This is a genomic window from Marinarcus sediminis (SeqCode), from assembly GCF_048571275.1.
Lineage (GTDB): Bacteria > Campylobacterota > Campylobacteria > Campylobacterales > Arcobacteraceae > Marinarcus > Marinarcus sediminis.
In genome coordinates, this window is the sequence record NZ_CP182357.1 from 1,147,445 (window position 1) to 1,167,703 (window position 20,259).

General features: G+C 34.2%; 24 protein-coding genes. 15 read left to right on the forward strand and 9 right to left on the reverse strand.

All coding sequences use genetic code 11. From position 1 onward, the window contains the following. Window positions 1-5 precede the first annotated feature (5 nt). From ACNI3C_RS05725 to ACNI3C_RS05775, 11 genes are all read left to right on the forward strand, one after another. The gene (locus ACNI3C_RS05725) at window positions 6-269 is read left to right on the forward strand and encodes a flagellar biosynthetic protein FliQ (RefSeq protein WP_419771286.1); all 264 of its coding nucleotides are present in this window, start codon (window positions 6-8) and stop codon (window positions 267-269) included. Next, complete coding sequence (locus ACNI3C_RS05730; RefSeq protein WP_419771287.1) at window positions 269-673, forward strand: hypothetical protein; 405 nt, start codon at window positions 269-271, stop codon at window positions 671-673. The genes ACNI3C_RS05725 and ACNI3C_RS05730 overlap by 1 nt, the downstream gene beginning before the upstream one ends. Window positions 674-681: 8 nt before the next feature. After that, on the forward strand, window positions 682-1,158 hold the full coding sequence (locus ACNI3C_RS05735; protein ID WP_419771288.1) for a MotE family protein: 477 nt from the start codon (window positions 682-684) through the stop codon (window positions 1,156-1,158). Between the two features lie 14 nt (window positions 1,159-1,172). Further along, entirely contained in the window at window positions 1,173-1,718 is a 546-nt protein-coding gene (locus ACNI3C_RS05740; RefSeq protein WP_419771289.1) for a flagellar basal body-associated FliL family protein, read from the forward strand. Window positions 1,719-1,727: 9 nt separating this feature from the next. Next, a complete protein-coding gene (locus ACNI3C_RS05745) occupies window positions 1,728-2,156 on the forward strand; it encodes a hypothetical protein (protein ID WP_419771290.1) in 429 nt (142 codons plus the stop codon). After that, window positions 2,143-2,850, forward strand: coding sequence for a flagellar basal body L-ring protein FlgH (locus tag ACNI3C_RS05750; RefSeq protein WP_419771291.1), 708 nt, complete (start codon window positions 2,143-2,145; stop codon window positions 2,848-2,850). The genes ACNI3C_RS05745 and ACNI3C_RS05750 overlap by 14 nt, the downstream gene beginning before the upstream one ends. A gap of 136 nt (window positions 2,851-2,986) precedes the next feature. Beyond that, window positions 2,987-4,900 carry a FlgK family flagellar hook-associated protein gene (locus ACNI3C_RS05755; protein WP_419771292.1) on the forward strand — a complete coding sequence of 638 codons (1,914 nt, stop codon included), beginning with the start codon at window positions 2,987-2,989 and terminating at the stop codon, window positions 4,898-4,900. 113 nt (window positions 4,901-5,013) lie between these two features. Further along, window positions 5,014-6,882: a FlgK family flagellar hook-associated protein gene (locus ACNI3C_RS05760; protein ID WP_419771293.1), complete on the forward strand. Its 1,869-nt coding sequence runs from the start codon at window positions 5,014-5,016 to the stop codon at window positions 6,880-6,882. A 12-nt stretch (window positions 6,883-6,894) separates the two neighbouring features. Next, window positions 6,895-8,478, forward strand: a complete 1,584-nt coding sequence (gene fliD, locus ACNI3C_RS05765) for a flagellar filament capping protein FliD (RefSeq protein WP_419771294.1) — start codon at window positions 6,895-6,897, stop codon at window positions 8,476-8,478. Window positions 8,479-8,550: 72 nt separating this feature from the next. Continuing rightward, window positions 8,551-8,907: a flagellar export chaperone FliS gene (gene fliS, locus ACNI3C_RS05770; RefSeq protein ID WP_419771295.1), complete on the forward strand. Its 357-nt coding sequence runs from the start codon at window positions 8,551-8,553 to the stop codon at window positions 8,905-8,907. Further along, window positions 8,883-9,155, forward strand: coding sequence for a hypothetical protein (locus ACNI3C_RS05775; protein ID WP_419771296.1), 273 nt, complete (start codon window positions 8,883-8,885; stop codon window positions 9,153-9,155). The genes fliS and ACNI3C_RS05775 overlap by 25 nt, the downstream gene beginning before the upstream one ends. Before the next feature lie 19 nt (window positions 9,156-9,174). On the opposite strand, the gene tilS is transcribed toward ACNI3C_RS05775, so the two are convergent. From tilS to ACNI3C_RS05795, 4 genes are all read right to left on the reverse strand, one after another. Continuing rightward, window positions 9,175-10,152, reverse strand: coding sequence for a tRNA lysidine(34) synthetase TilS (gene tilS, locus ACNI3C_RS05780; protein ID WP_419771297.1), 978 nt, complete (start codon window positions 10,150-10,152; stop codon window positions 9,175-9,177). After that, on the reverse strand, window positions 10,149-11,483 hold the full coding sequence (gene rimO, locus ACNI3C_RS05785) for a 30S ribosomal protein S12 methylthiotransferase RimO (RefSeq protein WP_419771298.1): 1,335 nt from the start codon (window positions 11,481-11,483) through the stop codon (window positions 10,149-10,151). Before rimO ends, tilS begins: the two co-directional genes overlap by 4 nt. Before the next feature lie 38 nt (window positions 11,484-11,521). Beyond that, window positions 11,522-12,343 (reverse strand): pantoate--beta-alanine ligase, encoded by an 822-nt coding sequence (panC, locus tag ACNI3C_RS05790; RefSeq protein WP_419771299.1) that lies wholly within the window; start codon window positions 12,341-12,343, stop codon window positions 11,522-11,524. 63 nt (window positions 12,344-12,406) lie between these two features. Next, entirely contained in the window at window positions 12,407-13,366 is a 960-nt protein-coding gene (locus ACNI3C_RS05795) for an ABC transporter permease (RefSeq protein WP_419771300.1), read from the reverse strand. Window positions 13,367-13,404: 38 nt separating this feature from the next. Here ACNI3C_RS05795 and acpS point away from each other — a divergent pair, with 38 nt between their 5' ends. Continuing rightward, complete coding sequence (gene acpS / locus ACNI3C_RS05800; RefSeq protein ID WP_419771301.1) at window positions 13,405-13,755, forward strand: holo-ACP synthase; 351 nt, start codon at window positions 13,405-13,407, stop codon at window positions 13,753-13,755. Here acpS and ruvX read toward each other — a convergent pair. Continuing rightward, window positions 13,752-14,141, reverse strand: a complete 390-nt coding sequence (ruvX, locus tag ACNI3C_RS05805; RefSeq protein WP_419771302.1) for a Holliday junction resolvase RuvX — start codon at window positions 14,139-14,141, stop codon at window positions 13,752-13,754. The two genes, acpS and ruvX, sit on opposite strands and share 4 nt — an antisense overlap. Then, window positions 14,138-15,052 carry a methylenetetrahydrofolate reductase gene (locus tag ACNI3C_RS05810; RefSeq protein ID WP_419771303.1) on the reverse strand — a complete coding sequence of 305 codons (915 nt, stop codon included), beginning with the start codon at window positions 15,050-15,052 and terminating at the stop codon, window positions 14,138-14,140. The genes ruvX and ACNI3C_RS05810 overlap by 4 nt, the downstream gene beginning before the upstream one ends. A 68-nt stretch (window positions 15,053-15,120) precedes the next feature. On the opposite strand from ACNI3C_RS05810, the gene serB reads away from it, so the two are divergent. The 3 genes from serB to ACNI3C_RS05825 all read left to right on the forward strand — a co-directional run bounded on the left by serB (window position 15,121) and on the right by ACNI3C_RS05825 (window position 18,240). Next, the gene (gene serB / locus ACNI3C_RS05815) at window positions 15,121-15,741 is read left to right on the forward strand and encodes a phosphoserine phosphatase SerB (protein ID WP_419771304.1); all 621 of its coding nucleotides are present in this window, start codon (window positions 15,121-15,123) and stop codon (window positions 15,739-15,741) included. Window positions 15,742-15,808: 67 nt separating this feature from the next. Beyond that, window positions 15,809-16,801: a transaldolase gene (locus ACNI3C_RS05820; RefSeq protein ID WP_419771305.1), complete on the forward strand. Its 993-nt coding sequence runs from the start codon at window positions 15,809-15,811 to the stop codon at window positions 16,799-16,801. An 86-nt stretch (window positions 16,802-16,887) separates the two neighbouring features. After that, window positions 16,888-18,240 carry a class II 3-deoxy-7-phosphoheptulonate synthase gene (locus ACNI3C_RS05825; RefSeq protein WP_419771306.1) on the forward strand — a complete coding sequence of 451 codons (1,353 nt, stop codon included), beginning with the start codon at window positions 16,888-16,890 and terminating at the stop codon, window positions 18,238-18,240. A 61-nt stretch (window positions 18,241-18,301) separates the two neighbouring features. On the opposite strand, the gene ACNI3C_RS05830 is transcribed toward ACNI3C_RS05825, so the two are convergent. The 3 genes from ACNI3C_RS05830 to tgt form a co-directional block, all read right to left on the reverse strand. Then, a complete protein-coding gene (locus ACNI3C_RS05830; protein ID WP_419771307.1) occupies window positions 18,302-18,643 on the reverse strand; it encodes an arsenate reductase family protein in 342 nt (113 codons plus the stop codon). A gap of 9 nt (window positions 18,644-18,652) precedes the next feature. Beyond that, complete coding sequence (gatC, locus tag ACNI3C_RS05835; protein WP_419771308.1) at window positions 18,653-18,943, reverse strand: Asp-tRNA(Asn)/Glu-tRNA(Gln) amidotransferase subunit GatC; 291 nt, start codon at window positions 18,941-18,943, stop codon at window positions 18,653-18,655. Window positions 18,944-19,004: 61 nt separating this feature from the next. Continuing rightward, on the reverse strand, window positions 19,005-20,135 hold the full coding sequence (tgt, locus tag ACNI3C_RS05840) for a tRNA guanosine(34) transglycosylase Tgt (RefSeq protein ID WP_419771309.1): 1,131 nt from the start codon (window positions 20,133-20,135) through the stop codon (window positions 19,005-19,007). Window positions 20,136-20,259 lie beyond the last annotated feature (124 nt).

Consider the following 20,259-nt stretch of genomic DNA (forward strand, 5'->3'; position numbering starts at 1 on the left):
TGTTCATGGATTTACTTGGAATTGCTGAAAATACGGTTAAAATTATTTTAATTTTAGGTCTTCCCTCTTTATTAGTGAGTATGGTGATTGGACTTATTATCAGTATTTTTCAAGCGGTAACTCAAGTCAGTGATGCTTCGTTGACGTTTGTACCTAAAATGATTTTGGTTTCAGCATTTATCCTTATTTCACTTCCTTGGATTGGCGAAAATGTCCAATCATACACAAAAGATTTGTGGGATTTGATTCTTATTTTTGGAAAACAGTAATGGTAACTAAACTTTATAACTTAAAAAGAATGCAAACCGATCAAAAAGTACTTGAAAAAGCTCAAATTGCAATGAGAATAGAAGCATTTGATGCCGAAATACTTATGACCGAAACACAAAGAATAACAACCAGTGTTAATAGAACAGGGGCAATTTCAGATTTTGCCATACTGCAAATCCACAAAGATACTATGAGTGCACACATTGTTAAACTTCAAACGGTAAAAAAAGCGTTAAATAAAAAAATAGATAAATTAAACGAAGAGATCATTGAACTTTTAAAAGAGACTGAACAGTATAAATATTTGGTTGAAGAAGAGAAAAAATTAAAAGTAATAGAACAACTTAAAAAAGAAGAAGAAGCAACAAATGAGTATATGCAAAGTAAATACTTTGCAAGTTAGGGGAAATTTTGTATAAAATATTTATTATTTTGATGACCAGTGTTTATTTGATGAATGCCGCACCCAATGAACTCTCTCCCATACAAGAGAAAAACGAGGTCATTGAGTTAAAAAAAGAGTTAACCAATTTTTATAATAAAAAAGAAGCAGAGTATGTTAAACGAAAAAAAGAGTTGGATACCATAGCGAAAAATATTGCCAATGAGAAAAAACAGATTTCTGATTTGTATGAAAAAAATCAAGAGATTTTAAAAGATATACAGGGGCAAGTTGCAAGTAAAACAGCAAAAATTTATAATAAAATGAAAGCAAAAGATTTGGCTCCTATTTTTAATCAAATGATTAATGAGGGAAAAATTGAAGATGTTTTTGATATAATCTTAAAACTCAAGGAGAGTAACGTTACTTCACTGCTTAAATTTTTAAGTGTTGAGAACGCCTCGTTGATTACCGAAAAATTGAAAAATTATAATAGTACAAAGTAAGAAAGGGTTTATTTATGGCTGATGAAGAAGTAGTTGCAGTACAAGAGAAACAATCAAGTGGTAAGGGAGTTATGATGCTTCTTATTGCTTTGATTGTGATATTAATATTGGTTGTTGCAGGTGGCGGATATATGTTGTATTCTAAAGGTGTTTTCTCAGATGCACAAGCTCAACCAGCGGCTCAAGAAGCAGCAGCACCGAGTAAGTCGGAGAGCAGTTCAGGAGAGTTTTTTAAAGTTGATATCAATGATATGGTTTTAAATATTACGAATGCAAAAGGAAGAGAAAAGTTAATGAAACTCTCTTTTTCCATCAAAAGTACCGAAGAGGGTATTGAGCAACTGGTTGAACAAAATAAACCTGAAATTATTGATGTTGTTATCTCTCAAATCAGTTCAAGAAATTCAGAAGAACTTTTAACTGTAGGTGGGAAAGAGCTTTTAAAAGAGGAACTTATTCAAGATATTAATACCGTTTTAGATGAAGCAATTGGAGACAGTGGTGATTTTAAAAAAGACAGTGTTAAGAAAATTTATTTTACAGCTTTTGTAATTAAGTAAGGTAACGCAATGATAGTAGCAGTAAAAAGACAAAGTTTTAAAAAGTTAGCCATTAAAGTGCTTTCAATTGCAGCGTTAATTGGGATGTTTACTGCCTATTATTTTCACATGAGTGGTAAGTTTCAAGAAGATAAAATTGAACAACCCACATCTTTGAGTGTTGAACAAGCTAAACATGAAAAAAGAGCCAAAGAAATAGAGCGTATTATTTATAAAGAAGCAGAGGTTGCTGTTGATTTGATTGATCAAGAGCATATTCAAAACATCAGAGTTGTCGCAAATAAACTCTATATTGTATGTGATGTGAACACCAATTTAGATGCGTTAATGGTCAGATATGGTGTCATGGCATTGGTCAAAAATTCAGTTTCAGATATTAAAATTGCAATCGATTTAAAACAAATTGTAGAGAGTAAGTATAAAAATGAAGATAATTAATGCGGCTCTGATTTGTATCGTAGCATTTGGTTTTACAGCATGCAGTACAAAAGAGCTTGATTTTAAACAACCAGAGATTCAAATACCCAAAGATATAGAGAAACCAAAAGCCAATAAGGGTTCGTTATATTCAAGAAAAGGGGCTTCACTGTTTGCTGATAAAAAAGATTTGCAAATTGGTGATATTATTCAAGTAATTATCAATGAAGCGTTAACACAAGACAGTAAGAATTCGAGAAAATTAACCAGCGACAGTACGAATACATTAGCGGGAATAACCGTTGGCGCTAATGCTGGGAATACTTCCCCTTCTAGTACTGTTAATAAAGCGGCAAATAAGTTAAGAAGTGGATTGGGATTTGATGTTTCAACGAATTCTTCGTCATCGTTTTCAGGGAAAAATACGACGGCCATTGATGAGGCATTTGCTACAACGATTTCTGTTATAATTGAACAAACGTATCAAAATGGGAACTACTTTATAAAAGGTTCTAAAGAGATGTTAATTGATGGGCAAAGTCAAGAAATTATCATAAGTGGTGTGATTCGTCCTTATGATATTTCACCTGACAATAGTATCCTTTCATCACAAGTCGCAAATTTAAAGATTTTATATGAAAAAGATGGTGAAGAAAATGATACTTTACACACACCTTGGGGTATGAAAATCTTAAGAGCATTGTGGCCATTTTAAACGCAAAATTTGCAAAAAACTCTAAAAGAGAGTAGAATTTAGAAAAAAATAATAAAAATAGTATAAAAATAACAAAAAGTATTATATAATACTTGAAAGAGTTAAATTAATCTACTTTTTAGAAAAGGAGTATGATATGTTTGGTACATTAAATGTTATTAATTCTGGGTTAACAACTGCTCAAAGAGCTGCACAAGCTGCAACCGATAATATTGCCAACCAAAATACAGAGGGGTATGTTAGAAGAACGACCCAAACACGTGAAGCTGAGCAACTGGGTGGTAATGGAACAGGTCGTGGTGTCACCCTTGGCGAAACCATAAGAAACACCAATGATTTTATCTATAAGAATTTTGTTGGCGAATCGACTTCGCTTTCATACTATGAAGAACTTTCAGGAATGCTTTCAAATATAGAAAAAATTTTTACAGAATCAGAAGAGAGTGGATTTTCAAAAGATCTTGATGCCTTTTTTCAAAAAATCGAAGATTTAAAAAGCAATCCGCAAGATTCAACCTATCAAGAGAATTTAAAAACGCAAGCAAAAATTGTTGTGGATGATCTTCAAACACTTTATGGACAATTGGACCAACAAGAGACGATAATAAAATCTGAATTGAAAACAGATGTCAGAGATATTAATAAAATTGTACAAAATATAGGAAGCATTAACAGTTTAATTGCCTCAGCAGCTATTCCTCAAGAGACTCTTTTAGACAGAAGAGATATGTTGGAAAAAGAGTTGGCACAGATGGTAAATATAAAAGTTACAAAAGACAATGGAGATTATCTTTTAGAAGTTGGCAGTGTAACGGCTGTACGAAACAGTAATGTCAGACCATTCAGTTATGGAGAAGAGAGTGTTACTCAAATAGACAGATATGCTCAATATAATGCAGGAACAGGGCTTAATGAGAGTACATTAGGTACCGTTATGACCAATCCAACAGATAAGATGATATATGAATTGAATGATTCTGTAAGCATTGAATTGACAGTAGGCCAAGCATTATATGATCAAAGTGGGAGTCAATTAGATATTGATGGGAATGGTACCATTGATGCTTCAGATGTGGTTTCAAGTAGCAATATCATTCGTTCATTGACGTTGGCCATTAACAATGACCCTGAAATAAGTAAATATGTTACGGCGTATAATGGAAACTATACCAAAGACAGTGACGGAAATATTATTCCCGACAGTGATAATACCGTAGACAGATATTTGGTCATTCAATCAAATAAAAGTGACTTGGAAGGAAAATTTCAAGGAGACTTAAAATATTTAACTGACAGCGATGCTAATAGCTTATATGAAGTGAACATTAAGACAAAAAATGAGACGCAAAGTGTTGAAGCAGGCCACTCCAGTTTTATCAACAGTTATGATGCAAAAATTACTGTTAGTGATGGTTCTGTCAAAGCAAAAATTGATAATTTGACGACAAACTCACCTTTAAATGTGATACAACAATTTAAGGATAAGTTAGATGCCTTTGCTGCAACATTAAGTGATATGAGCGATAAATATGTCAAAAACAGTGATGGGACATATATTTATGGTGAAACGGCAATTGAAAGCAGTGGAGAAGCACATCATAACAGTTACCACATAGGACTTTTTAGTGGTTCAAGTGTCAGTACTTTATCTTTTAATGATGCTTCTGTGAATACGTTAGAGCAAAAAGATTATGATTATCTTGCAACATTTCAAAATAAAAGTGATATTTTATTTAATAATGTGGGGCAAGAAGATGCGAGTCATAATTATCAAACATTAACCAGTGATGGCACAATTGGAACAACGTTTTCAAAATATTTTCAATCGTTTCAAATTGATGTTTCAACTCAAAATGCCAACATCAGCTTTTTAAGAGATACGCAACAAATTGTGACGAGATCATTGCAAAATTCATATGAAAAAATGGTCAAAGTTGATCCTGACCAAGAGATGTTAGATTTAATGAAGTTTCAAGCAGCTTATGAAGCCAATGCAAAAATGGCAACGGTCATACAAGATATGATTCGAACCACGTTAAATATGATTTAACAAAATTGTTAAACAGAAAAAGAAGTTTAGACATATACAAAAGAGAATATTTAATCTACTTTTAAGAAATGTAATGTAATAATAGCATGATAGCTTAGGTAAAAGGAGTAAAAATGCTAAACAGTTTATATATAGCTCAAAGCGGACTTTTAAGTTCAAGAGTCTCTATAGATAATATAAGTAATAATGTTGCAAATGAAAATACTCCTGGATACAAAAAAAGAGTTGTCAACGTATCTGAAGCAGATCATCTTTCAAGAAACTCTACAGGGCGTGGAACGATTGTTGGAAATGTTGAACGTATAACAAGTGATTATTTATATACTAATTTGGTGGATGAAAGTACAAAAGAGGCTTACTTTAAAGAGCTCTCATCTATGCTATCTGACATTGAATCTGTGTTTAAAGAGACAGATACCGCGGGTTTATCCAAAGATATAGATGGGTATTTTCAAGCATTAGAAGATTTGAAAGCAAACAGAAATGATGCCGTTTTTATCAATAATTATAAAACCAAAGCAAATGCGTTGGTTCAAGACATTAAAACACTTTATGATGGTGTAGAGGCGAAAGAAGCTTCTACTTTGGAGAGTGTAAAATTAGATACAGTACAAGTCAATTCAATCTTAGAAGAGATTGGTTCAATTAATAGAAAATTGGGCAACAAATCAGAACCAACAAATGATTTATTAGACAGAAGAGATTATCTTGAAAAACAATTGGCGACCTATGTGAATATTGAAGTCAATAAAGTTGATGAACCTTATGAATTAACCATTAATGGACAAAGAGCTGTTTGGGCTGACAACGTTCGAAGTTATTCTGTAGCGGAAGAGTATGTAACACAACAAGATAAGTATGTTGCTGCCGATGGTGTTACAAGTTCTTTAGCAGCCGCAGTAGGTACGTTTGATAATAATGATAAAATTGTATATACGTTAAACAATGTGGGGTCAGTTGAAGTAGTATTTGGCACATATGTTAAAGATTCTCAAGGAAATAATTTAGATTTAGATGGTGATTCCATCCCCGATTTGGTAGATGGCAGCAATTACATCAGAGCATTGGCTGAGACCATCAATAATGATCCGTATATGAATAAAATCGTGACGGTTTATAATGGAGATTACACCAAAGATGAAGCGGGCAATATTATAGCTCCAGATATGAGTGTCGACAGACATTTGCTTATTGAAGCAAAAAATGGGGGTACGGCTGGGAATTTTGAAAGTACCTTGGAGTTTAAAAGAATAGAGGGTGGACCTCTGTTAGAAAATGTTGCTATTGCAAAAAATACAGAGTTCAGTAGAGATGGTACAAACAACATATATTTACAATCTGGTGAAAAAATGGTTGAAATTGAAAGTGGTTCCATCAAAGCAAAATTGGATAATTTAACAACACTTTCAGGAAATAATAAATTTCAAAGCTATAAAGATGCATTAAATAAGTTTGCATTTACGTTAAGTGATATTCATTCAGAGTATGCCGTTTCTACAACGGATGGTTCGTTTATTTACGGACAAGACGCTTTTGATAATATGGGTACGGATATTCAAAATGTGAAATCATTAGGCTTGTTCTCAGGAAGTGATGTGAAAACTTTAACGTTTCATGAAAATGCAGTCAACAATTTGACACAACAAGATTTAGATTATTTGGGAACGATTCACTGGAAAAGTGATTTCTCTTTTGAAAACGGTGCGCAAAATCCAGACTCAGCTGATGCAACATCATTTTCAAAATTTTTCCAACAATTACATGTAAATGTGGCAGAAGATAAAGCGAATACTGACTTTATGTTGGAATCACAAGAGAGTGTTACAGCCTCTTTGGGCAGTGCTTATGATCAGATTGTTAAAGTTGATAAAGACGAAGAGATGTTAAGTTTGGTGAAGTTTCAAGCTGCATATGAGGCAAATGCAAAAGTCATATCAATTGTGGATGAAATGTTACAGACCCTATTGGGTATTAAAAGATAATAGGAGGCTATTATGGCAGATGGAGTTTTAGGACTAGGAAGTTCAGGATCGACTGGTTTAAGTCAAGATGTTATCGATAAATTAAAAGCAGCAGAACGAAAAGCTAAAGTTGAACCCATTGAAAAAAGATTGGAAGATTGGGATGCAGAAGTTGACCAATTTGGTACGATTGAATCAAAAGTTACCGAATTGTTTAATGCTTCAAAAGAGTTTGATCTTTTTAAAAGTGGGGCAAATGCCTTCGAAAAAGTTATTGCATCAACCAGTGGAACATCGGTGGTTTTTGACGCTACGGATACCAGTAATTTAAAACCGGGAAGTATTTCTGTTAATGTTTCACAATTGGCTCAAAAAGATGTTTACCAATCGGCTCTTATAACAGATAAAACAGCTACGTTAGGTGCAGGAACAATTACTATTGGGGTAGGAGGTTCATCGTATGATTTCTCTACTGATGGTAAAACATATGATCAATTAATTATTGAGATGAATGGACACCCTGAATTGGATGTGGCATTAGAACAAGTCAGCGATAGCGAATACAGAATGATCATTAAAAGTTCAGACAGTGGTATGGCGAATGCTTTGAGTATTTCACAAACGGGAATTGATTTAGGTTTAAATGATTCCTTTACAAGTGAATCTGCATTTACACCAGGAGATACAGTTGCAGGAAGTATCACAATTAATGGCATAACTTTTACAAATGATGGCGTAAGCTCTGGTCAAACAACATATCAAGATTTGGCTGATCAAATCAATGCGGAAGGAACATTTAGTGCCTCATTTGACGCGAATGGAAAACTGACAATTGCCAGTGCTGATGGAATGACTTCCATGAGTGTGACCGATGATACAATGAATTTAGGTTTAGTCAGCAACAGTCAAACCTTGAAAGCTCAAAACTTTCAAGCAACCATTGATGGAATCAGTTATGATACCTCATTAAGTACCATTACGCTTCAAGGTGGATTAACGGTTACTGGCGTTGAGTTGGGAACATCAACAATCTCTCTTCAACGAGACACCAGTAATATTCAAACCAGCCTTGAGGATTTAATTACCAAATATAATGAATTATCTGACTTGATTTATGATGGAACAACAAATGCAGATTCTAAATTGGAAGATAAATCGGCATTAAGATCCATGTTATCTGGAATAAAAGATATTATTTTTGGAACGGATTATGGTACAGATAATGATAAAAGTTTATTTAATTATGGTCTTAATTTAGATAAAACAGGTCATCTTTCACTTGACAGTGCTGTTTTTGGAGATGCAGTTACGAACGATTTAGATAATTTGAAAGCATTATTTATTGGTGTAGCTGAAGACAAAGGGTTAGGAACTAAGTTAAAAGAGTATTTAGATGATTTGGATTCTTTTGATGGGTTATTGACTTCTTATGGAGACTCTATGAGTAAAAGAGAAGTTAATTTGGAAGAAGAAAAACTTAAAGCGATAACAGCATTAGACAGTAAATACAGTCAATTGGCTGCTCAATTTGCATCTTATACTGCTATTATCAGTAAGTTCGAAGCCTCATTTAGTGGATTGAAACAGATGATTGCTGAGACCAATGCTGGGAATTAATATATACATTTAAGCTTTTATATAATATACTTATTGTTAACTTAACAATAAGTATATTATGGAGAAGATTTAATGGGTCTTGATGTATATAATCAACAGAATGCTGTAAGTGATGATCCTTATGTTCTGATTTTAAAGCTGTATGAAGGACTGCTGAAGTTTCTTTCTATGGTCAGAGCAGCAATGCAAGAAAATGATATTGAGGCAAAATTCACCTATATTAATAAATCAATTGCTATTTTCGATGAATTAAGAAATGTTCTTGACTTTGATGGTGGTGATGTATCTTATTATTTGGATGGCTTGTATTTATACCAAATAGAGACACTTTTTTCTGCAGGAATTGATAACAACGTTAACTCTGTTAATCAAGTAATTAAAGTAGTTCAAGGATTAATAGAAGCATGGAAAGACGAGACTGGTCTTTAGAAGCAATGAAAGAGTTGATATTTATTGACTCTTTAGATGAACAGCAAAAAGCAGCTGGACTCCTACGATGGGCAGAAAAATATATAGCTGAAGATGGTATTTTTAATTTTGATTTAGAGTTAAAAGATTTACAAAGACTGTCTGAACTTTTCTACAAAAACATAAAATTCTTACAAGCGTACAACCAAGAAATCCAAACCAACATGGTACAAAACAAAAATCTTAAAGCATTTTTAGAAAACAGCTGATTTAGAAACCATTTAAAATCTATTTTTTTAACTGCGTTTGCATAAAAGTAATATCAATACTCTTTTCAAATAAATAAGCCCGTATTTTTTTAGGAACTTTTTGAGTTCGACACAACTCTTTAAATTTTTTAGGCATTAAGCTTTGAGAGTGTGGACAAATATAGATAAAATTTGGTGTAATACAAATGGCAAACAGATCAATGAGACACTCTTTTTGTCTTAATATCTCTTCTCTTTGTGCGTGGCTTAACAGATAACCTCTTTGTTTCAGTGAAGCATCAATGGTTCTGATATTTAAGTTGTTATCGTTTGAATTTTGAAAAATCTCCAAATCATTGATACGCAATAAGGGAGTATTTTTAATATTTAACGAGTTTAAATCTTGATGTAAATACTCAAATGATTTTGAAACGCCTCCTTTAAATTCGTCTAAAAACTTGTTTGAAAATTCGTGTCGAAAGTAATTGCGTTTATATTTTAAATCAGTGTTTGTTTGGTCATAGAAATATTTGATATTATTTGAAATGAGATAATTCTCCAACTCCTCTTTTGAAAAATTAAGTAAGGGCCTTAAGAGTGTGTAGCTCTCTTTTTGGATTTTCTCATTGAGTCCAAGCAACTCTTTAAGTCCTGCTCCTCGACTCAATTGCATCAAAAACCATTCCAGTTTATCGTTGAGTTGATGTGCTGTTAATAACGCTTCATAACCATACTCTTCAATGAGTTCTTCAAAGAAAGTGTATCGAGCATCTCGTGCATTTTTTTCAAAATTTGAAGTATCCAACATAATATCTTTTACAAAACACTGTTTGTTGTATTGTAAAGCAAGTGCAAGTGCATAGGCAACTTCTTGTTTTGATTGTTCGCGGATATTGTAATTTATAATGGCAATATCAAAAGGAATATTTTGTTCTAAAAGAAGAAAAAAGAGTGCCGTAGAGTCAACCCCTGCTGAGAAGGCCAAAAGGTTTTTGTTTGTCTCTACGGTGATTTTCATGATACAATAGTCGCTAAAAGCTTATCTCCAGCAATTTCAGTAATTCTGGCGTGGTATTGCTGTCCAAAGGTAATTTCGCCGTTGAGTTCATTGTCATTGATGTAAATTTCACCATCAATTTCAGGTGCCCAAAGAGTATTTCTGGCGCTTAAAAGATACTCATGTTCTTCACTTTCTCCATCCACAAAAACGTTAACCATTTTCCCCAGCTCTTTGTTTAAAGAGTTTTGAGTCACCTGATTAATAATATCACCCAAAATTTCGGCTCTTTTATTGATGGTTTTTTCGTCAATTTTATCTTCTCGTAAAAAGGCATCTGTCCCCTCTTCATCTGAGTAAGCAAACACATTTGCACGATCAAAACCATACTCTTTGACATATGTGCAAAGCTCTTCAAAATCTTTTTGTGTTTCTCCAGGGTGTCCTACAATAAACGTGGTACGCACAAAAGAGTTAGGCACGTTTCTCATGTGTTGCATCAGTTCTCTGAGTTTCTCACTCCCTTTCCCTCTTTTCATGATTTTGAGCATATTTTGAGAAATATGTTGTAGTGGCATATCAAAGTAGTTTTGGAAAATAGGTGAAGCTGTAACTTTATCAATCAGTTTAATTGTTGTAGTTGAAGGGTAAAGGTATAAAATCCGTGCAGTTTTAACTCCAGAGATTGCTTCAATGTTTTCAATGAGTTGTTCAAGCCCATCATTAATGCCATGATCTCTTAAGTATGATGAAGAGTCTTGAGAGACAAAAGAGAAATCAAAATACCCTTTTGCTACAAGATTTCTGACCTCTTTAACCAAAGAGTCCAAAGTTCTTGAAAAAAGTTTGCCTTTAAACGATGGAATAGCACAAAAAGAGCATGTTTGGTTGCACCCTTCAGAGAGTTTAATATACGCATGATAACTTGACCCCGTAATGACCCTTTCATTTTCATCGGTTTGCAAAAAGACTTCGTTAGCAAAATGGCTTCTTTTTTCATGGACAAGTTCATCGATTTTATCATAATCACCCACTCCTGTAAAAATATCTACTTCTACGAGTTCTTTTTGAAGTTCCTCTTTGTATCTCTCACTTAAACAGCCTGCCATCACTAAAACAGACTCTTCTTTTCTTTGCGTATCTAAATCAAGTACGGTGTTGATACTCTCTTGTTTTGCACTGTCAATAAACCCACACGTATTTACAATAATGACATCAGCTGTTTCGGGGTCATTGGTCAGTTTGTATTCGCTGAGTTTTGAAAGCATAACTTCTGAATCCACAAGATTTTTAGTACATCCCAATGAAACAAGATGCAATGTTTTTTGTGGGTTTTGAGTTGTAAATTTCATATATTTTTTGTCGTCCTATTTTTCTGATTTTTGATATATTATATCCAAATATTATCGATTAATCTCGTTGAGCCTATTTTGACAGCAATGAGAATAATGGTGTTGCCTAAAATAATCTTATCTATTTTATTGAAAGCTCTGTCTACAAAAGCGATGTATTCAATCTCCAAATCTGCCATAATATTTTGCATGCTTTCTTGGATGAGATCACACTCTAAGATGCCGCGACCAATAAGTTTTCCTGCACTGTTCAGTGATTTTGAAATTGCAAGCGCTTGTGTTCTTTGTTCATCACTTAAATAGACATTCCGACTGCTTAGGGCTAACCCATCAGATTCACGAATAATTTCACAAGGAACAATGGTAATACCTAAAAATAAGTTTTCATTCATTTGCATAATCAGTGAGAGTTGTTGGGCATCTTTTTTCCCAAAATAGGCATGGGTAGGTTTAACCAAACCAAAAAGTTTTAAAACCACTTGTAAAACACCATCGAAGTGTCCAGGGCGACGTTCACCCTCTAAGGTATAACTTCTTAAAAGGGGTGCTTTAATTAAGACTTCATCTTGCGTATACATAGTTGTTGCCAGAGGCATAAAAAGATAATCAACTTTGCACAGTTGGCAAATCTTGATGTCGGCTTCTGTTTTTTTAGGATATTTTTCTAAATCTTCACCGGCTAAAAATTGTGTGGGATTGACAAAAACAGAGACAATCACAATTTCATTGGCTTCTCTGGCTTTTTTTATAAGGGAGATATGCCCGTTATGAAGTGCGCCCATTGTTGGAACAAAGCCAACAGTAGCATTGATATTTTTTCTGATATTTTGCAGTTGTTCAATGGTATGAATGATTTCCAAAAGGTATCCTTAACGCGTCTAAAATTGGTTTTTTTTAAAGGTGTGATTATAACGATATTTTGATTAATTGTTATCGTAATTTGGATTTAATTTTAACAAAATAACATCGGCCAAAATATTTCCTAAAAGGGTTAAAAAAGCACCAATAATCAGTATACCCATAATTACTGGATAATCGTGACTTAAGGCACTTTGATAAAACAAAAGTCCCATGCCATCAATGGAAAAAATTGATTCTAAAATCACACTTCCTCCAATGATTCCAGGCAGTGATAATCCAAGAAGTGTAATAACAGGTGGGTAAAGATTGGGCAAGATATAAAATCTTAACATCTCTTTTTTACTCAATCCTCTGGCTTTGGCAAAAAAGATGTAATCACTTTTTAAAATTTCAATGGTTAAAGAGCGAATATAAAGCGTCAGGCTGCCAATGCCCCCAAAGGTGATAATTGATATTGGTAAAACCAAATGCCACGCTGTATCCAAATAGTAGGTCAAGCCTGTGGCATTGGAGAGTGAATGAAGTCCCGCAATGGGAAGAATCTCCAACCAAATTGAAAAAACCAAAACACCCAACAGTGCCAAATAAAAAGAAGGCATTGAAAAACTCAAAAGGGAGAGTTGTCCTGCAAATTTATCAAACAAGCTGTTTTTATTTAAAGCGGCTTTTATTCCCAAATACAAAGATACAATAAAAACCAAAAACATGCTGATAAGATTGATGGTTAAAGTAATAGGAACCCGCGATAAAATCTCATTTTTAACCAGTTCTCCACTGGCAAATGATATGCCAAAATCCAGATGTAAAAGAGCAATAATCCAAGCATAAAACTGCACATATAAAGGTTTGTCTAAACCATAAATGGCTTTTAAATGAGCAATGGCTTCTTCTGTGATATTGGGGTTAAGATCACCACTGGCAAAAAAAGAGTTTGGGGCAGCATTTATGGCAATAAATGAAATAAGGCTAATGATAAAAAGCATAATGATAAGGTATAATATTTTTTTCAAAAAAAGTTTCATAAAGATATTATAATCAATAATTATTAATAGGAGTTTTAATGATAGGAATTGACATTACTTCCATTGCTCGCATTGAAAAGATGATGGACAAATTTGAAAGAAAAGCCTTAGAAAGGTTTTTAAGTGAAGATGAGATATTACTTGTCCGAAGCCCATCAACAGCAGCGGGCTTTTGGGCAGCAAAAGAGGCTACCAGCAAAGCCTTGGGCTGTGGTATTGGAAAAACATGCGGTTTTCATGATATTATAATTTCTAAAACCAAAAAAAATGCACCTAAAATAAAACTCTCAAAAAAAGTGATGAAAAAATTTGATATTAAAGCCATCAGTGTGAGCATTACGCATGATGGTGGATTTGCAGCTTCTGTGGTGCACATAGAAAAAAATTAGTTTTTATGTGTGCGTAAATAGCGTTCTAAAATAATTTTAGCCGCCAGTGAGTCGACTCTTCCGTCTCGTTTGTATTTAATTTCACCTTTCATTAAGTCTTCTGCTTCAACTGAACTCATATTCTCTTCTTGAAATTCATACGGAATTTGAAGTTCCAGTAATGCTACAAAGTGTTTGATGCGTTTTTGCATATCTTCACTTGCACTGGGAAAGCCCACAATGAGTCTATCAATGCTCCACTCTTTTAAAAAAGCATTGACATCATTGGCCGCTTGATTTCGGTTTTTCCGTAATATGGCATTTTGAGGGGTGACGATATCTGAAGTCATACAAATAGCGACCCCAATTCTTTTAAGCCCTATATCAATGGCAGCTAATTTGCTCATTGGGTGATTAACTCATTGGCCAATTCAAAGTTATTGGCAGTCATGAGATGAATTTTTGGGTGAAATGCTTTTAAGTCTTGGAAAAGTTTATGGTTTAACTCTAAGCCTACTTTTCGCTCTTCCTCTTCTGAAATGTTATTGGCTTTTTCTAAAGCATCAATCCAACTTTGTGGCACATGAATACCTGGCACTTGTGCCGATAAAAACAGAGCCGTTCGCAGTTTTATAATAGGAAAAATTCCAAAAATAAGTTGCGTATCTTGTTTGTGTTCGCTGACGTTTTCTTTCGCATTTTGAAAACTTTCCAGTAACATTTTGGCATTTTCAAGGTCATACAGAGGTTGGGAAATAATTCCCACAGCCCCTTCTTGAATCTTTTTATGCATTTTGTTCTCTAATGTTTTGAAATTTCTTGCATATGAGTTGGTGACGGCAAAGGGGTAAATCTCTTTGGGTTGTTTTTTAAACGGTCGCCCTGCAAAATCCATGCCATGATTAAATGAACGTATGATTTGTAACAGCATGGTTGAGTTACCTTCAAATACCCCTTTGGTGTTGGGTTGATCACTCATTTTAGCAGGATCTCCTGTCAGACATAAAAAGGTACGTATATCAAAATCATTGGCACCTAAAATATCTGATTGCAACGCAATTTTATTTCGATCTCTCATGGTTAAAGTTGTTACGACTGGTTTTTTAAACTCATTTTGAAGTTTCATTGCTGCAAAAAGTGAATTGTATTTTAATTTTGCCAATGGGCTATCCGTGGTTGAAAAACCATCAATTTTAGATGCCAAATCAAACTCTTTGATTTTTTCAATGATATTCTCCATGGTTGGTTCATGCTGAGGTGTTGTTTCAAGTGTTAAATAGTTACCGTGTTTCAGTTTGCTAATGAGTTCATCAAACATTACAATAGAATCCTTAATGTAATTTAGCTATAATTATACCCTTTAAATATTAAACTTAGGAATTTATAATGAAATTAGCCGTGTTTGATTTTGATTCAACATTAATGGATGGCGAAACAATTGATTTTTTAGCGCAAGAGTTAGGAATTAAAGAGAAAGTGGTCAAAATAACGCAAGAAGCGATGTCAGGACGATTGGATTTTTTTGAGAGTTTGACAACACGCGTAGGGCTTTTAAAAGGCCTAGATTATCAACGTGCTGTTGATATTTGTGCCAATCTTCCTGTAATGCCAGGTGCTTTTGAAACCGTTAAAGCGTTAAAAGAGATGGGGTATAAAGTGGTTTGTTTCTCAGGTGGATTCAGAATTGGTACGACACCATTTAAGGAAAAACTCGGACTTGATGCTGATTTCTCTAATGTATTGCATCACAAAGAGGGGAAACTTACAGGACTTATTGGTGGAGAGATGATGTTTGGTTTTTCTAAAGGTGAAATGTTAGAAAGAATGCAAGCGGTTATGGGCATTACTGCCAAAGATACATTGGTTGTAGGTGATGGTGCCAACGACGTTTCCATGTTCCATTATGCCGATAAAAGAGTGGCATTTTGTGCTCATGATATTTTAAAAAAAGAGGCCAATATCATTATTGATAACAAAGATTTAAGAGAAATTTTGGCACATATGTAACCCGCTTCTAAAAAGAAAAGATATAAGAAAAAAATCCTATACATAGGGACAATTAAAAGGAATTAAGATGGCTTTAAAAGAAGATATTAACTTTTCACTTTGGTGTGATTTTATAGAGAGAGATTTTTTAGAAAACCAATTTAAAAGTTTAATAAAAGATAAAATAATTCAAGGAGCAACGAGTAATCCTGCTATTTTTGAATCGGCAATTTCAAACTCAGTTGCATATCGACAACAACTGGACATGCTTCAAGCCAACAGTGAAAAAAAGATTTATGAAGAGTTGGCCATTACTGATATTACAAGAGCTTCAGAGATTTTAGCCGATTTGCATAACAATGATGCCGATGATGGATTTATCTCTATTGAAGTCGATCCTACTTTATGTGATGATGAAGAGGGAACGATTGAAGAGGGTGAGAGATTGTATAAAACCATTGGCAATGAGAATGTCATGATTAAAGTTCCTGCAACCAAAGCTGGCTATAAAGCCATGAAAGCGTTGACTGCCCAAGGGATTAATGTCAATGCGACATTGGTTTTTTCACCTGAACAAGCCATTGAGTGTACGAAAGCGTTGGATGCAGGAATTAAAGAGAGTAAGAAAGATATTAAAGCCGTGGTTTCTGTTTTTGTCAGTCGGTTAGATCGAATGTGTGATGCAGAATTTGAGTATAAAAAATTGCCAGTGACGCAATTGGGGATTATCAATGCTACAAAGTGTTATTATGAAGTCAATAAATTTAAAAATAAAAATATCCGAACACTTTTTGCAAGTACGGGAGTTAAATCACCTGAATTGTCGCCAAGTTATTACGTGGATACCTTGATTTATCCAAACTCAATTAACACAGCACCACTTGCAACAATTGAAAACTGGGTCAAAGATGGTTCTAAAAAACCAACTAAAATGATGAGTGAAGAGGAGTGTGATCTGTTTTTTGCAAAAGTTGCATCTGCAGGGGTAAATATTCAAAAAGTGTATGATGATTTATTAAATGATGGATTGGTGGCTTTTAAAGATTCATTTAAAGATTTATTGTCAAAATTGGTATCGTAATTAAATCGTAACCAAGCCAACAGAATTAAGTAATAATCCGTTAGAATAGTTGCTTAAATGATTAAAATATATAAAAGGTATTAAAAATGAATAATTGGAATCCAAAAAGCTGGAGAGATTTTCCAATCAAACAACAACCAACTTATACAGATTTAGAAAAATTGGCCAAAGTGGAAGCCGAACTAAAATCATATCCACCGCTTATTTTTGCAGGAGAAGCCAGAAACTTAAAGCGTAAATTGGCCGATGCCGTTGCAGGGAAAGCATTTTTACTTCAAGGGGGAGATTGCGCGGAGTCATTTGATGCATTTAATGCCAATAATATTAAAAATCTTTTTAAAGTTATGATGCAAATGGCCGTTATTTTGACTTTTTCAGGCGGTTGTCCTGTAGTTAAAGTTGGACGAATTGCAGGACAATTTGCCAAACCAAGAAGTGATGATTTTGAAAACATTAATGGCATTGCGCTTCCTTCGTATCGTGGTGACATTGTCAATTCGGTAAACTTTGATGAGAAATCACGCGCACCAAAAGCTAAAAAATTGTTAAAAGCATACAATCAAAGTGCTTCAACCTTAAACCTTCTAAGAGCATTTTCAAGAGGAGGAATGGCAGATTTACACCAAGTACACTCTTGGAATTTGGATTTTATTCAAGATCATGCCTTGGGTGTAAAGTATGATGAATTGGCGAATAAAATTTCAGAGACATTGGCATTTATGAAAGCGTGTGGAATCACCTCTGAAAATACTGCTCAACTCAAAGAGACTACACTTTATACCTCACATGAAGCATTGTTACTGAACTATGAAGAAGCATTAACAAGACAAGACTCTTTGACAGGAGATTGGTATGACTGTTCTGCCCATATGTTATGGATTGGGGACAGAACAAGAGAACTTAATGGTGCACATGTTGAGTACTTTAAAGGGATTAAAAACCCAATTGGTTGTAAAGTAGGCCCTTCTATGAAAGAGGATGAACTCTTAAAACTCATTGATACTTTAAACCCAGAAAATGAAGCGGGAAGATTAAACTTAATTGTACGAATGGGGGCAAATAAAGTGGGAGATATTTTCCCAAATCTTTTACGTAAAGTCAAAGCTGAAGGAAAAAATATATTGTGGTCGTGTGATCCAATGCATGGAAATACCATCAAAACAGACAACGGCTATAAAACAAGAGATTTTGAATCAATTTTAGATGAAGTGAAACAATTTTTCCAAATTCACAATGCCGAAGGTACTGTTGCAGGTGGAATTCATCTTGAAATGACGGGACAAAATGTAACTGAGTGTACAGGAAGTGCAAGTTCTGCTATTACGCAAGAAGGGCTTGCCAGCAGATACCATACTCAATGTGACCCAAGATTAAATGCCGACCAAGCGTTAGAGTTATCGTTTATGATTGCTGAAACGTTAAAAGAAGCCAGAAAATAAGAGTTAAAAAAAGGAAGAGAGTTCTTTTACTCTCTTCCTTTTAAGCTTCTTACTCAAGATGTTATAAAAAAGTTTTTTTATAAAGTGCTTCATCAAAAGCAACAATGAGTTTATCGTCAAACTCAATAACAGGTCGTTTAAATAACATCGGCTCTTTACATAACCATTCAAACTTTCCATCTTCATCTAAGTTTAACTCTTTGAGTTGAAGGGTTTTATATTTAGTACCTTTTGAATTAAAAAGCACATTGATATCAGATTTTTCAACCCAAGATTTTACCACCTCAGAAGAGGGTGTCTCTTTTTTAAAATCAAAAAAATTCACATCTATATTATGGTCTTTAAAAAATTTTAGCGCTTTTTGAACACTGCCGCATGTTTTGATTCCATAAACTGTTATCATAATAAAGCCTTACTCGATAATTTTTGGAACGATGAAAAAGCCATCTTCACTTTTTGGCGCATGGTTAACAATATGGCTTGAGACATCTAAATCTTGAATGGCAACATCTTCTCTTAAAGGTGTTCCCCCTTCAACGGTCGTAAATGTTGCTTCAATGTGGCTGACATCAATTTCATTGAGATTTTCTACGAAGTTAATAATATCTCCCAGTTCACTTTTTAGACTCTCTTTTTTAGAATCATCTATGTGTAAACTGGAGAGTTTTGCTAATTTATCAATTGTTTTATCATCTATTGTCATTTTTTTCCTTTATACGTTTCGTATAATTATTGAGATTCGATTATATCAAAAGTGAGTTTCGTTAATCTTTAACCACACTTCGTTTGGCATAGAACTCTTTTTTAAATTCTGGCCATCTTTGCTCCAAAATAGCAGCACGCGCCTCTTTCATCAGATTTAAATAGTAGTAAATATTGTGAATTGAACCCAATCTGAAATAGGTGATTTCTCCTGCTCGAAAGAGATGATTTAAGTAGGCTTTGGTGAAATTTTGGCACGTATAACATCCACACGCTTCATCTATGGGTGTCTCATCTTCCTTGAAGTGGGCATTTTTAATATTGACTCGTCCAAAGGTGGTAAAAAGTGTTCCATTTCGGGCATTTCTTGTGGGCATAACACAATCAAACATATCCACACCTCGGTCAATATTTTCAATCAAATCTTCAGGTGTTCCCACCCCCATAAGGTATCGCGGTTTATCTTGAGGCATAAATTGTGTTGTCCACTCAACGGTGTCATACATATCATGATTGGTCTCTCCTACACTCAATCCTCCAATGGCAAAACCATCGTAATCGGTAAGAGCACAAAGCTGCTCGGCACTGAGTTTTCTGAACTCTTTGTCGGTTCCTCCTTGAATGATGGCAAAAATGTTTTGATTGACTCCTATGCCTTTTTCTTGTTGGCTTTTGTGATACGTAATTGCCTCTTTTGCCCAAGCTGTCGTTCTTTCGATGGAGAGTTTAATTCGCTCTTTCGTATTTGGTAAGGCAACTAAATCATCTAAAATCATCATAATATCACTGCCTAAGTCATATTGCGTATCCAAAACACTTTGTGGAGTAAAGTAGTGTTTGCTTCCATCAATGTGTGATTTAAACATGATGCCGTTTTCATCTGGTTTTGAGTTATCACTCAATGAAAATGCTTGGAATCCACCTGAGTCTGTTAAAAATGAGTTGGGAAATTTTGAAAAGCCATGCAGACCTCCAAATTTTTTCACTGTTTTGCTTCCTGGGCGTAAATAGAGGTGATAGGTGTTTCCTAAAATGATTTGAGCGCCAAGGCTGAGCATATCATTGGCATCAAGCGCTTTGACCGTTCCTTGAGTTCCTACGGGCATAAAAACAGGGGTTTGTATGGTACTGTGTGCAGTAACAATGGTACATGCTCTGGCTTTGTTTTGTGTTGCATCGATTTTGAATTGCATTGAAAAAAATATCCTTTGATTAACTAAAATGCAATTGTATCAAAAAGTTCATGTGTAATAAATTTAGTCGTTAAGACTATATTTTTAAAATATAGATTCTTTTCAAAGAGTTATCATCTTATTT